A 13,157-nucleotide genomic window follows, 5' to 3' on the forward strand; every position below is an offset into this window, starting at 1 on the left:
GACAATGCGTTTGAACAAGACTGCAATCGCACTGACGACCGCCGCTGCACTTGGTGCTGGCGTAATCCCGACTGCGGGTGCTCAGGAGAGCAACGCGCCGAAGCTCGACGACGGCGTGCAGCAGGCCACCGACAGCCCGAACGATGCCGATATGAGCATCTTCGGCAACGGCACTGGCGACGGTGCCGCGCAGGCGACCGGCAACGCCCCGGAAAACCCGAACGACCAGCTGCTTCCGGGCGCCCCGGAGGGCTCGGAGCCGGCCTCGTCGAACTCCCTGGGCACGAATGAGCAGGCTGCGACCGAGACCGAAACCGCCACTGCCACCGCGACGGCCACGGAAACGGCAACGGCGGGCGACTCGGGCGCTGCCGCGGGCACTGAGGGCACCGCCACCGGCACCGCGACGGCAACTGCGACGGAGACCGCGACCGGTACCGCCACTGCCACCGCCACGCCGACCACCAAGGACAACACTGCCGCGATCGTGCTCGGCTCCCTGGGTGCACTCGCCGGCCTGGGCCTGATCATCGCCGGTGTGCAGTACTTCGTGAACAAGGACGGCGACCTGGTCAAGGACCCGAACCGCGTCGACCAGCCGGCCTCCCCGGAGGAGAAGGCCGAGTCCGAGCAGGTGAAGAAGGACCACGGCGATGAGATCGCCAAGCAGGTCGAGGCCAACGGCGGCGTCCCGGCCGCAGGTAACGCAGGCGCTGGCAACGCTGGCGCCGCGGCGAACGGTGCCGGCAACGCCGCCGCAGCGAACGGCGAGCGCGGCATGAACGCCTCCACCGGTGTGGCAGAGCTGCCCGCTGGCCTGGTCGCGCTGCTGATCCTGTCCATCGTGGGCGCTGCGGGCTACGCCTTCAGCCGCCGCGAGACGGTCTAAGGCTCTATAGCGCCGAAGTGCTCTGAGATCGTCGGCCCCGCTTTGCGATTCGTCGCAAGGCGGGGCCTTCGCTTGCCCAACCAAGTAATCTGTTGCTCATTAGGTTGATTGACCTCGGTGGAAGGAGGTGTGGTTGTGGAACGGCACTATTCGTATCCCAAGTTCGCGGACTGGTTGCGCAACGAAATTCAGACCGAGAACGACCCGTCTTTCGCTGTTCGGGTTCTCAAACGGGTGGTCTCTGACATCCGAGATATACCCGAAGACGAAGAGTTCTTGCTCGCGCACTCTGCTCCACAATCGACTGGAGACACCGATTGGGATCGATTGATTAGAGCCGCGGCTGAGATGACGTACTCCGACCGATTCGCGGGATCGAAACTGGAATGGTTTGAGGAGCAAGAGGAACCTCCGCTGCAGTGGTTTTACCCAACAAGCAGGCGCTCGAGGTTTGCCTTTAACCTTGAAAGGACGCCTGCGCCGTTCCTGGATAGGAAAGTATGTCTGGGGGAAGGCAACCTCCGCACCGCCAAGGACCATGACCGGCCATGGAACGTGTACAAACTGTCATACACAGGAGGCAGCGATGGAAGAGAAGCAGATTTTCCTCTCCGAAGAGGACTTTCGCCAAGTGCAGCGGATTCTGGAGGGGTCAGCTGAGACAACGAAGCTTCAGAAGTTGTTCGATGCAGAAAGCCCGTTCGGCAAACCGATGAGTTTCGGGAGCGGTGACCGCGGACGAAACCGCGCCGTAAACCCCTACTGCGGCTCCACGGGGTTGCCCTGCCACACGGTCATGGCCGGCACCTCGTCGCCACGCATGACCAGCGAGCCCGGGCCCACCGTCGCGCCGGCGCCGATCGCGGACCCCGGCAGAGACACCGAATGCGCTGCCAGCGTCGCGGAGTCCAGGATCGACACTGTGTCCAGCGACATCACGCGGTCCTGGAATAGGTGCGTCTGCACCACCGTGCCCGGGCCGACCGACGCCCCGCGGCCCACCACGCACAGGTCCGTCTCCGGGAACCAGTAGGACTCGATCCACGCGCCGCGGCCCACGCGCACGCCCAGCGCGCGCAGCGCCAGGTTCATCTCGCCGGAACCGGAGGCCCAGTTGAAGAACCACGGCGCGGCCACGACCTCGACGAACTGGTCCTGCAGCTCGTTGAGCCAGACAAACCAGGAGTACAGCGGGTGCTCGGCAGCCTTATGCCGCCCAACCAACACCCACTTCGCCACCACGGCGGACAGCACGGCCAGCACGCCCACGGCCATCCACACCAGGCCGCCGAGGAGGTACGTCCAGAAGCCGAAGCGCTCCAGAAGCGTCACCACAAAAGCGGCGAACACCGCCGCCAGCACGGCTTGCGTCATGGGCGCGAGCAGGCGCAGCGTCTCCACAAACCCGCGCTTGCGCATCAGCGACGCGGACGGCTTGTAGGTCGCCTCGCCGGCGGCTTCGACCTCGACGCGGCGCATGCGCTCCGGCGGCGAGCCCCACCAGTTCGAGCCCGCCTTGGACTTTTTCGGCGACGCGGACAGCACCGCCACCAGCGACTGTTTCGCCAGCTTGCGGCCGGGCGCGACCATGCCGGAGTTGCCCACGAAGGAGCGTTTGCCCACCACGGTGTGGTCGGTGCGGATCCAGCCGTCGCCGAGTTCGTAGGTGCCGACCATCGTGTCGTCGGCAAGGAATGCCCCGTCGCGCACCTCGGTCAGCTTCGGCACCATCACGGCGGTGGACACCTCGGCGCGCTCGCCGATCTGCGCGCCCAGCGACCGCAGCCACACCGGGGTGGCCAGGCCTGCGTAGATGGGGAAGTAGCGGGTGCGGGCGTCGTCCATAAGCCTGGTCACGGTCCACAGCGCCCAGCCGTGCACGCTGCGCACCGGGAACACGCCGGGCTTTACGCCTATCGACGCCACCCTCACGGCCAGCCACGTCAACAGCAAACCGCAACCGATGTAGACGAGTCCGCCGACCGGGGCGAACACGAGAAGGCCCCACACCGACGAGGTGTGCGCAATGTGTGCCAGCCCCACCGTCGCGGCGGCGCCGGCGACACCGGCAGTAGCCGGCAGCAGCGCGAGGAACAGCGACGTCAGGCCGTAGCCCAGCGCCCACATTGGGCGGCGCGGCGGGCGCTCGTCGGGGAAGCGGTGCTTGGAGCGGCCCACCTTGCGCGCGGGCGAGCCCGCCCAGCGCGAGCGCTTCTTCACGGGTTTGCGGCCGGTGACTGTGGAGCCCGCCTCCACGTGCGCGCCGTTGCGGATCTCGGTGCCGGGCATGAGCGTGGAGCGCGCACCGACGCGCGCCTCCGCGCCGATGGACACCTCGCCGACGTGGAATTCGTCGCCGTCGAGCCACACGCCCGACAGGTCCACCTCCGGCTCGATGGCGGAGCCCTCGCCGACCGTGAGCAGGCCCGTCACCGGTGCGAACGCGTGCATGTCCACACCCTTGCCGATTTTTGCGCCCAACATGCGGGCGGTGATTTTCGCGGCGTTGGCGCTGGAGATGTTCAGCGCGCCGGAGGCGACCAGCCAGCGCTCGGCCGCCCATAGCCGCACGTGCTGCGCGCCGCCGCGCTTGTACACGCCGGGCTTCACGCGGCCGCGGATCAGCCGGGCACCCAGTGCGCCGATCGGGATGCGCCCGAACGGGGTGCACAGCACCAAAAACGCCGCGGCCAGCCAGGACCAGCTCAGATCCGTCAGGCCCAGCAGGTTCGCCGCGATGGCCACCCAGGTCACCGCCGTGGCTGCCTTCAACGTCATCACCGGCACCATCAACGCTGTCTGCGCCACGCGGGTGCCGGCGCCGACGGGCGCTACCTCGCGTTCGCGTTTGGCGGTGCGGTTGGCAAGCGTGAGCTCGTCGATAAGCGAGGCAAGCGTTTCTAGCCTGGGGTGGTCGTAGAGGTCGCGCACCGCGATGGTGGGCACGCGCTCGCGCAGGCGGGTGATCAGCGCGGCGGCCGCGAGCGACGAGCCGCCGAGCTCGAAGAAGTCCGCGTCGCGTCCCGGCACGTCCAGGCCGAGGACCTCGACCCACTGCTCGGCCACCCACGTTTCAGTCTCGGTCAGGCCGACCGCGTCCACGCTGGCGGGCAGCGGCCACGGCAGGGCCTTCTTGTCCACTTTGCCGGAGGTGCGGATCGGCAGCTCGTCCATGACGTGCAGGCGCGGCACCAGCGCCGCGGGCATGGTGTCGGCGAGGCGCTCGCGCATCTGCTGCACGTCCAGCTCGGTGCCGTCGTTGGGGGAGACGTAGCCCACCAGCACCTTGTCGCCCGACGGCAACTCCTGCACCGCCACGGCCGAGTTGTACACGCCCTCGAGCGCGGCGACGTTGGCCTCCACCTCGCCCAGCTCGATGCGGCGCCCGCCGATCTTCACCTGGTCGTCCGCGCGGCCGATAAAGGCAAGGCCGTTGTCCGTGAGTTTGACGTGGTCGCCTGTGCGGTACGCGCGCTCCCAGTCGCCCATCGGCGCGTACTTCTCCGCGTCCTTTTCCGGGTCCAGGTAGCGGGCTAGGCCCACGCCGCCGATGATGAGTTCTCCGTCGTCGGCTACTGCCAAATCCCAGCCGTCGAGCGGCCAGCCGATGGTCACGGCCTCGCCCGGGAACAGTTGCTTCGCGCTGGCCACCACGGTCGCCTCGGTGGGGCCGTAGGTGTTCCACATCTCGCGGCCGTCCGCCAGGCGGTCGGTCAGTTCCTGCGAGCAGGCCTCGCCGCCCACGATGAGCAGGCGGATGTTGTCCAGCGCCTCCTTCGGCCACAGGCCGGCCAGCGTCGGCACCGTGGACACGACCGTGATGTCGCGGCGGATCAGCCACGGGCCCAAGTCCTGGCCGGAGCGCACCAGCGCGCGCGGGGCCGGCACCAGACATGCGCCGTGGCCCCAGGCCAGCCACATCTCCTCGCAGGACGCGTCGAAGGCCACGGACAGCCCGGCCAGCACGCGGTCGTCCGGGCCGAGCGGGTTGTCCTGGCAGAACAGGCGCGCCTCCGCGTCCACGAACGCGGCCGCCGAACGGTGCGTCACCGCCACACCTTTCGGTTTTCCTGTGGAGCCGGAGGTGAAGATGATCCAGCAGTCGTGGTCCGGGGTGACCTCGCCGAGCGGGGTCGGCTGCGCAGGCTTGAGCACCCGCAGGCCGTCGTCGGTCCAGATCGCGTCCACGTCCGCCTCTCCGAACACGGTCTCCGCGCGCTCGTCCGGGTCGTCCGCGTCCACCGGCACGTACGCGCAGCCCGCGCGCATGGTGGACAGGATCGCAAGGTAGAGCTCCCTGCTTCCCGACGTCATCCGGATCCCCACGCGGCCCCCATCACGCACGCCCATCTTGCGCATGTCGGCGGCGCGGCGCTCGATTTCCTCCACCAGTTCGGCGTAGGTGAGCACGCCGTCGTCGGCGGAGTTCGCGCCGCCGTCGTCGATGGCGGCGGCATCGGGGTGCTCGGCGGCGGTGGCCGTGAGGACGTCGATGAGCGTCCGCTCCGGCGGGGCCAGGTGGCTGCGAAGGAGGGGGTTGTCGGGCTGAGACATGCGGATAAGGCTAATAGCGCAACGAAAATCCGCAAATTATGGGAAACGCCAACTATTTGCGCCCGCCCACGTTCTAGTCGTCGCCGTCCAGCGCCTGGGAGAGCTTGCGCAGGCTCTTCAGCTGCTTGTTGGAAGACGCCTCCAGCGCGCGGTCCTCCGCCTCAGCCACGTCCGCGGCAAGTTTCGCCAGCACCTTGGTGCCTTTCTTGGTGGCGGCGACGATCTGGCGGCGGCGGTCCTTCGGGTCGCGCTCGCGGGTGACCCAGTTGTTGTTCTCCAGGTTGTCGATGAGGCGGACCATGTCGGACGCGTCGATGGTGAGCAGCTCCGACAGCTGGCGCTGGCTCATCGGCTCCCCGTCCACGCACGTGAGGATCCAGTACTCGCGCATGGTGGAGTCGTGCTTGGCCAGGGTGCGCTCGACCTCGTCTTTGGTGTGCCTGCGCACGCGTTCAACCTGGAAGTGGGGGGACTTGGCCAGTGTGGACGGCAGTTCGGGGAGCGTGGGCATGGCCTTCATCATAACTATGTTTAGGCGCCCAACAATTGGGAACGCCTAAGACTGCCTAATTTTGGTGTGGCAGGCCCTGCTCCACCCAGGCAGTGGTGCCGCCGGCGACGTTGATGACGTTGTCCCAGCCGCGGGCCTGCTCCAGGTATTCGCCGGCTTGCGCGCTGCGGCCGCCGGACTTGCAGATCAGGTAAATGTCGCGCTCCGGGTCGATCTCGTCGGTGCGTGCGACGAACTCGGACAGTGGGATGTTCACGGCGCCCTCGGCGCGGACGGCGGCGTACTCGTCGGGCTCGCGGACGTCGATAAGCTGCGCGCCTGCGGGGACTTTATCTACGGAAACTTCCTTCATGGCTCGTATGATAACTGCCGTGAAGTACCACGTCCGCCGCATCGTCGCACTGCTGATTCTGTTCCTTCTGGTGCGCGCAGGTTTCAAGGCACTGCTTCACGACGAACCTTCGGACCCCCCAGCGGCAGAGCCAACGCAGGAGACGTCGGTGTCGGCGGAGCCTCGTCGGCAAGCTGCTGCCTCGATTCCGCAGGGGCGACCGGTGGAGATGGTGGTGCCGGTGCTGGGGCTGCGCGCCGGGTTCGAGCAGGCGGATTGCCGCGTGGTGGACGGCAAGATCGACCCGAAAAGCATGGATAAGGCGTGCGCGCTGACGGGGGAGGGCTACCCGTACGAGCTGCCGGGCACGGACGCCGGCGACATCGTGGTCGTGGCGGGGCATACCGGCGCGGGCGTGGATGCGGTGTTTAACAAGCTTTACGACGGCAAAGCCGAACGCCACACCGTAGCCAAAGGCGACACGCTGTTCCTGCGCACGGAAGCCTCGGGCGACGACTGGCTGAAGTACACCGCGACCGACCTGCACGATCCGGACAAGGGCGCGCTGGCGGGCAACGCGGAGATCTGGGGGACGGGGCCGATGCCGGGGCGGCTGCTGACCATTTCCTGCATCCAGCCGGCGAACCTGCTGGCGGACAGCGTGCGCAACGCCGTGGTGGGGTGGCAGCTGGCCGGAACGGCGACCGATGACGAGGTTGAGACGGCCTTCGAGCCGCGGTAGTCAAGATTTTTGCGTCTCTTTTGCGGGGTTTGACCTGCGGCTTTACAGGTGTTGTCCAAAAAGTCTGAAGTTTTAGTTGAGACTTGTGTGAAACGTGTTTACTGTTGTGGCGTAACCTTCGACCTGAGGTTTAGACTTTCCCGATAGGAGCCCCAATGAAGCGCACCGTCCGCACGCTCGCCGCAGCCGCAATGGCCGGCGCGATCGCAATTTCCGTGACCCCCGCCGCCGACGCCCAGACCACCATCGACCCGACCGAGATCGCCACGAAGGCTATCGAGGCTCGTTTCCCGGCCGTCATCGTTGCCCCGAACGGCACGTACTACGAGCTGGTCAACGGCGAATACAAGGAGGCCGCAACCACCCCGGCCGGCGCAGAGAACGCCGCGGAGGTTTCCCTGGCAGACAACGGTGACATTGTCGCCACCCTTGCGGACGGCTCCGGTGAGACGATCGTGCTGGGGAAGGCCGAGCCGGCCGCTGAGTCCACCACCACCACTCCCCAGGCCCCGGCGCCGAAGGCGACCGGCGAGGCTGCCGCTACTGCAACCTCCACTTCCACCGCGACCACGCTTACGGTGCCGGCGGGTACGGACACCACCGTCTCCGCAACTGTGGATGCAAACCTGGGCGGCGCCGGCGCTGGCGCGGGCAGCTCCAACGGTGCAGCTGGCGAGGCCAACGCCGAGCTGTCCCCGGGCGCGATCGCGGGCATCGCAGCCGCTGCGATCGGCATCCCGGTCGTCATCGCTGGCGTGACCTACTTCCTCAACCAGGACGGCGAGACCCTGGTCGGCTCCTCCGAGCGCGTGAACCAGCAGCCGACCCCGGAGGAGAAGGAGAAGTCCGACCAGCTCCGCGCTGAGCACGCCGACGAGATCGCAGCGCAGCAGGTCGCTGCCGCCGCTAACCGTGGCGTCGAGGCTGAGACCGGCTCCAACACGCTCGTGCGCACCCTGTTCGCGCTGGTGATCGCTTCCGTGCTGGGCGCTGCCGCGTTCGTGGCTGGCCGCCGCTTCCTGGTCTAGGCGACCCCCTCTTCTTCGCTTGAGGTCTGGTTACTTTCGCGTAACCAGACCTCAAGCGTTTTGCGTACCTAAAACCCCTGGTCGCGCCCGCCGCTGAGGTCTGGTTTGCTGCTGAGGTCTGGTTAGTCCCAAGCAGGAAGAAAACAGCTGTTACTGGAGTGAAAAATGGGGGCAAAGTGTGTAAACTCTCAACCAACGCTTGAGGTTTGACCCCTCGAGCTTCCCCGAACTTCCTAGGAGTCCGTCATGAACCGCACCACCCGCGCCGCCGCTGTCGCAACTGCTGCCGCCGCAGCTCTGCTCGCAGTGCCGGTCGCCGCAACCGCGCAGGATCTGCCGGCCGAGACCGCCGACGCACGCGGCGAGCAGTACTTCCTCAACGAGGAGGGCTCCCACTACGTGCGCACGCTCCAGGAGGCGGCGCAGCCGTATGCGCAGCTGGACAGCGGCCAGCAGGAGCGCGCGGTCGCGGTCGCGGATGCCGCGGTCGCAGGTTTGATCGGCTCCGGTGTGATTCGGGACCAGCCCGCCGACCAGCCGACGGGCGAGCCGGTGCCGACCGACCCGGAAGCTACGGAAGCCACCGAAACGCCCGCCGAAACGCCCACCGAAGCGCCCGTCCCATCTCCGGAAAACGCGCCGGAGGAGCCGCTCGGCGCCGAGGACGTGGATCCCGCCGACGACAACCCCGTCGCCCACGGCCTGGTGAAGTTCCCGCCGGTGCTCACGCTGGACGGCAAGACGTACTTCCTGAACAAGGACGGCCACACCTTCGTCGCCGATGTCACCCGCGTCAACGCGGACGTCACCCCGGAGGAGACTGCGGAATCCGAGGCGATGATCCAGGCCAACGCTGGCGAGATCGGTCGTCAGGGGCTTGAGGCCGCGCGTGCTGCAGGCGAGGCTGTAGAGGCTGCCGTCAACGACGAGATCGCATCCCCGTACGCCGCACCCGCCCGTGGCCTGGAAGCGGAGACTGGTTCCAACACCGTCGCCCGCGCGCTGTTCGCGCTTGCGCTGGCAAGCGCACTGGGCGCAGGCTTCTTCGCGTTCGCCCGCCGCCGCCTGATCTAGCCGCGCAGATTTGCGCCAGCTTGGAGAATGGTGTTCTCTGAGTTGGTGAATTATAGACATCTGCTCGCATCCTGCTGTGCCGCCGCCGTCGCGGCAGGTACGATCGTCACCCCGGCCCAGGCCGCCGTCGACCCGATTGGTCGGGAGTGCCGCGCCGCCACCGCAGCGGCGAACATGGGCCAGCCGATCCCGAACATCGGCAACTACCTACTCAGCGGCAACGAGAACGCCATCGACAACGGCGTCCTGCGCATCTTCGCGCCGGCGAAGTACAAGCCGTACATCACCCAGGCCACGGACCAGTGGGTCAGCGCCACCGGCGGCCTGATGCGCTTCGAGTACGTGGACCAGCCCGGCTACAAGGTGGTCACCGTGCGGGAGGCCAACCTGGGCGGCTACGTCGTCGGCCGCGTGCAGGGCAACGTGAACAACATGGAGCTTTTGCTCAACCCGGACATTCTGCGCAGCGGCTACTACGAGAGCCTGGTCATGACCATCGCGCACGAGCTCGGCCACGCCATGGGCCTGGCGCACTCCTGCGACGGCGCGCTGATGAAGGACGGCACCAACCGCGGCAAGGTGGCCAAAACCCCGCAGCCGCTGGATGCCCAGGTGCTCATCCAGGCGAACGACCTGCGAGCAGCTCGCCTATCGACGAGCTCCGCTACCCCGACGCCGACGCCCACCCCGGCGAACAACGGCAACGTTTACGAGTGGGTCGGCGAGCGCAACTCCACGGTCGTTGAGGTTGCCCCGACCCCGGTCCGTACGACGGTGAAAACGCAGCCGTCGACAAGCCAGACGTCCACCGAGCGTCGCACGACCGTCATCGAGACTACGGTCGCGCCGGAGCCCACCCCCGAACAGCCGAAGCGCGTCTCGCCGCTGGCGATCATCCTGCCGGTGGCCGCGGCCGCGATCTCCGCGATCGGCCTCGGTCTCGCGTTCATGCGCAGCTGGTTCTAGCAGCGCAAAACAAAAGCCGGGCCGACGCGAGAATGCGGGCCCGGCTTTAGCCGTCGATAAGCAAGTTAGTTGACGGTCTTGGCTTCCTTGTCTTCCTCGAGGCTCTCGCGGGAGTTGTCGCCGACGCGCTTGAACTCGTCGAGCGCGGCCTGCAGGATCTTCTCCGCCTCGGCCTTGTCGCCCCAGCCAGAGCCGGTGACTTCCTTGTTCGGCTCGAGGTCCTTGTAGTGCACGAAGAAGTGCTCGATCTCGTCCTTGACAAAGTCGGAGACGTCGGAGATGTCCTGGTAGGACTCGTAGCGCACGTCGTCGATGACGCAGAGCAGCTTGTCGTCGCCGCCGGCCTCGTCGGTCATCTTGAACACGCCGATCGGGCGCGCGATCACGGTGACACCCGGGAAGACGGGCTCCGGGGTGATCACGAGTGCGTCGAGCGGGTCGCCGTCGTCGGCAAGGGTGTTGTCGATGAAGCCGTAGTCCGCCGGGTACGCCATCGGGGTGAACAGGTAGCGGTCGAGGAAGACGCGACCGGTCTCGTGGTCGACCTCGTACTTGTTGCGGGAGCCCTTGGGGATCTCGATGATGACCTCGATAGCCATTACTTCTCCTTTGTTCGGTGCCTGAATTTGGTGAATGTCCGCACGCCATCATACTTCGGCTACCATTTTGGCCGATGAAGGTATGGACTTGGGTCGCAGGCGCCGTCGCGCTCGCTGCGGTTGGCGGTGTCGCAGGCTTCGGCATCGCGGCGCACGAGCAGCTCTCCGAGATCACGCACGCGCCGCCGTACCAGCTGCAGTCGGCCCCGACCGTGTTGGAGCCCGCGGAGCCTTCGCCTATCGACGACGCTTCGCTGCGAACGACCCTGGCAACACTCGCCGACAACCCTGACCTGGGCGTGTTCCACGGCCACGTCACACAGGCTGGCACCGGCGAGGCGGTGTTCGACCGCGCCTCCGACGAGGCGCTGAAGCCGGCGAGTGTGACGAAGGTGCTCACCGCGTCGGCGGCGCTGCTGAGCCTGGGCGCACAGGACCGCATCACCACGGAGGTGGTGCGCGGTGCGAACCCGGGGGAAGTAGTGATCAAGGCGGCAGGCGACGTGTGGCTGAACAGTGAAGCTCTGGATGAGCTCGCGGCGCAGGTGGGGGAGGCCGGCACGGTGCTCATCGACACCTCCGCCTGGGACGGCATGCCGGAGCTCATGCCGGGCTGGGACCCGTTGGACATCGACGGCGGGTTCGTCGCGCCTCTGCAGCCCGCGATGCTGTCCGGCGGGCGGTTAAACGGCGAGACCTCCGGCGACGTGCCCCGCTCCCACACCCCGGCGCTCGAGGTGGCGCAGGCGCTGGCGGAGCGCGTCGGCGCGCAGAACGTCGGTGAAGGCCAGGGCGACGGCGAGGTTGTCGCCGCGGTGGAGTCGCCGACGCTGGTGGAGCGGCTCGAGCTGATGATGAAAAACTCCGACAACGTCTACGCCGAAGCCATCGGGCGCGAAGTGGCGCTGGCGCGCGGCACCACGGACGCGCCGGGCGCGACCCAGAGCGTGCTGGAGGAGCGCGGCTTCAACACCGCCGGGCTCGTCCTGCACGACAACTCCGGGCTGTCCGCGGACAACCGCATCGCGCCGAAGCTTTTGGACGCGCTGCTGTACGACGCCACCGCCCAGCCCGCGCTGCGTCCTCTGCTGTCCGCGCTGCCCGTGGCCGCCGGCGAGGGCACGCTCCTGGACCGCTACAGCGACCTCGCGGGCCGCGGCTGGGTGCGCGCGAAAACGGGCACGCTCGACGGCACCGCGTCGCTGGCCGGCACGGTGACCAGCGTGAACGGCAACGTCTACACGTTCGCCCTGATCTGCAACGACGCCGACGTCCTCGCCGCGCGCCGCGCCATGGACGAGTTCACCTCCGCACTGCGCGAGTTCTGATGGACCCATTCTGGCCGCGCCGCTCGCCGCACTTCCTTGCCTGCCGACGAGCACTCCGCCCCTTCGACGCCCCCGCCATCATCGGCCTGTCCGGCGGGCCCGACTCGCTCGCCTTGGCCGCCGCGGCAGCGGCAGAGAAGAAGGACGTGCGGTGCGTGGTGGTGGACCACGGCCTCCAGGACGAATCGGCGGAGGTAGCCAGGCGCGCAGTTCAGGCAGTCGAAGCCTTTGGCCTCGAAGCCGAAGTCGTCCGCGTCGAGGTGGGCGAGGGCAACCTGGAGGCGGCCGCGCGCAGCGCCAGGTACGAGGCCCTGCTGGCGTACGGCAGTGACGTTTGGGTCGGCCACACCGACGACGACCAGGCGGAAACGCTTCTGCTCGGCGCGCTGCGCGGAAACCCGTCCGGAATGGCGCCGCGCAACGGGCGCATCGTCCGGCCGTTTCTGGGCATCCGCCGCGCGGACACCGTCGGCGCCTGCGGGGAGCTCGGCCTCGATCCGTGGCACGACCCGATGAACGCCGACCCGGCCTTCCGCCGCGTGGCCATGCGCAACCAGGTTGTGCCCCTGCTCAGCGAGCTCCTCGGCGGCGACGCTGTCCCCGCGCTCGCGGCAACGGCAGACCGGATCGCGGCGGACCAGGCTCTCATCGCGTCGCTCACAGACCTCGCGCCGACTACCTGCTGTGCGGAGTTGAAGGCGGATGCGGAGCCGGTCCGGAGGCGTCGATTAGCAGCATGGCTCTTGGGGGAAGGCGTGCCGGTGCAAGGGGACCAGCTCGACGCGGTGGAAGCCTTGGTCGTCGATTGGCACGGGCAAGGGCCCGTGGCTGTCGCGGGCGGGCGCGCAGTGGTGCGTGAGGGCGGACAGCTGGCTATTTTGGGGGAGTTCCACAGTGGATAAAAGTAAAGAGGGGCTCTGCCACTGAGCTACACCACCAAGGTGGGCCGGGAATCGAACCCGAGTCTCCCTCTTTCGTGGAAATCTTGGTCGTGAACCAACGGAGTCTCTCTCGGAGTTCCTGCACGCGATCATCGCATGGTTGCTCAAAAATTTGCAACGGTGCTTCGAAAAGGAAAATTGACCATTGTGGACTAACCCCGCCGTGTATATGGTCTGCTTGCATACAGGAGGTG

At 67.4% G+C, this 13,157-nt stretch carries 11 protein-coding genes; 7 read left to right on the forward strand and 4 right to left on the reverse strand.

Annotation, left to right across the window (positions count from 1 at the left end; all coding sequences use genetic code 11):
* The first annotated feature begins 4 nt into the window (after positions 1 to 4).
* Positions 5 to 889 carry a hypothetical protein gene (locus ACF3NP_RS00075; protein WP_392398746.1) on the forward strand — a complete coding sequence of 295 codons (885 nt, stop codon included), beginning with the start codon at positions 5 to 7 and terminating at the stop codon, positions 887 to 889.
* 759 nt (positions 890 to 1,648) lie between these two features.
* Here ACF3NP_RS00075 and ACF3NP_RS00080 read toward each other — a convergent pair.
* The 3 genes from ACF3NP_RS00080 to ACF3NP_RS00090 form a co-directional block, all read right to left on the reverse strand.
* Positions 1,649 to 5,443 carry a Pls/PosA family non-ribosomal peptide synthetase gene (locus ACF3NP_RS00080; protein ID WP_392398747.1) on the reverse strand — a complete coding sequence of 1,265 codons (3,795 nt, stop codon included), beginning with the start codon at positions 5,441 to 5,443 and terminating at the stop codon, positions 1,649 to 1,651.
* Positions 5,444 to 5,516: 73 nt separating this feature from the next.
* Positions 5,517 to 5,954: a MarR family winged helix-turn-helix transcriptional regulator gene (locus ACF3NP_RS00085; RefSeq protein ID WP_181889095.1), complete on the reverse strand. Its 438-nt coding sequence runs from the start codon at positions 5,952 to 5,954 to the stop codon at positions 5,517 to 5,519.
* 55 nt (positions 5,955 to 6,009) lie between these two features.
* The gene (locus ACF3NP_RS00090) at positions 6,010 to 6,306 is read right to left on the reverse strand and encodes a rhodanese-like domain-containing protein (RefSeq protein ID WP_181889094.1); all 297 of its coding nucleotides are present in this window, start codon (positions 6,304 to 6,306) and stop codon (positions 6,010 to 6,012) included.
* Positions 6,307 to 6,325: 19 nt separating this feature from the next.
* Between ACF3NP_RS00090 and ACF3NP_RS00095 the strand changes: the two genes are divergently transcribed.
* The 4 genes from ACF3NP_RS00095 to ACF3NP_RS00110 all read left to right on the forward strand — a co-directional run bounded on the left by ACF3NP_RS00095 (position 6,326) and on the right by ACF3NP_RS00110 (position 10,095).
* Positions 6,326 to 7,027, forward strand: a complete 702-nt coding sequence (locus tag ACF3NP_RS00095; RefSeq protein ID WP_392398748.1) for a hypothetical protein — start codon at positions 6,326 to 6,328, stop codon at positions 7,025 to 7,027.
* Between the two features lie 155 nt (positions 7,028 to 7,182).
* Entirely contained in the window at positions 7,183 to 8,055 is an 873-nt protein-coding gene (locus tag ACF3NP_RS00100; RefSeq protein ID WP_181889093.1) for a hypothetical protein, read from the forward strand.
* 246 nt (positions 8,056 to 8,301) lie between these two features.
* The gene (locus ACF3NP_RS00105; RefSeq protein WP_239306347.1) at positions 8,302 to 9,129 is read left to right on the forward strand and encodes a hypothetical protein; all 828 of its coding nucleotides are present in this window, start codon (positions 8,302 to 8,304) and stop codon (positions 9,127 to 9,129) included.
* A 45-nt stretch (positions 9,130 to 9,174) separates the two neighbouring features.
* A complete protein-coding gene (locus ACF3NP_RS00110) occupies positions 9,175 to 10,095 on the forward strand; it encodes a zinc metalloprotease (protein ID WP_181889091.1) in 921 nt (306 codons plus the stop codon).
* A 65-nt stretch (positions 10,096 to 10,160) separates the two neighbouring features.
* Here ACF3NP_RS00110 and ACF3NP_RS00115 read toward each other — a convergent pair whose 3' ends face one another.
* The gene (locus tag ACF3NP_RS00115; RefSeq protein ID WP_239306349.1) at positions 10,161 to 10,694 is read right to left on the reverse strand and encodes an inorganic diphosphatase; all 534 of its coding nucleotides are present in this window, start codon (positions 10,692 to 10,694) and stop codon (positions 10,161 to 10,163) included.
* Positions 10,695 to 10,768: 74 nt separating this feature from the next.
* Between ACF3NP_RS00115 and dacB the strand changes: the two genes are divergently transcribed.
* A complete protein-coding gene (dacB, locus tag ACF3NP_RS00120) occupies positions 10,769 to 12,022 on the forward strand; it encodes a D-alanyl-D-alanine carboxypeptidase/D-alanyl-D-alanine endopeptidase (RefSeq protein WP_181889089.1) in 1,254 nt (417 codons plus the stop codon).
* The gene (gene tilS, locus ACF3NP_RS00125; protein WP_392398749.1) at positions 12,022 to 12,924 is read left to right on the forward strand and encodes a tRNA lysidine(34) synthetase TilS; all 903 of its coding nucleotides are present in this window, start codon (positions 12,022 to 12,024) and stop codon (positions 12,922 to 12,924) included. Before dacB ends, tilS begins: the two co-directional genes overlap by 1 nt.
* Positions 12,925 to 13,157 lie beyond the last annotated feature (233 nt).

It is taken from the genome of Corynebacterium lehmanniae, assembly GCF_043161975.1.
GTDB classification, from domain to species: domain Bacteria; phylum Actinomycetota; class Actinomycetes; order Mycobacteriales; family Mycobacteriaceae; genus Corynebacterium; species Corynebacterium lehmanniae.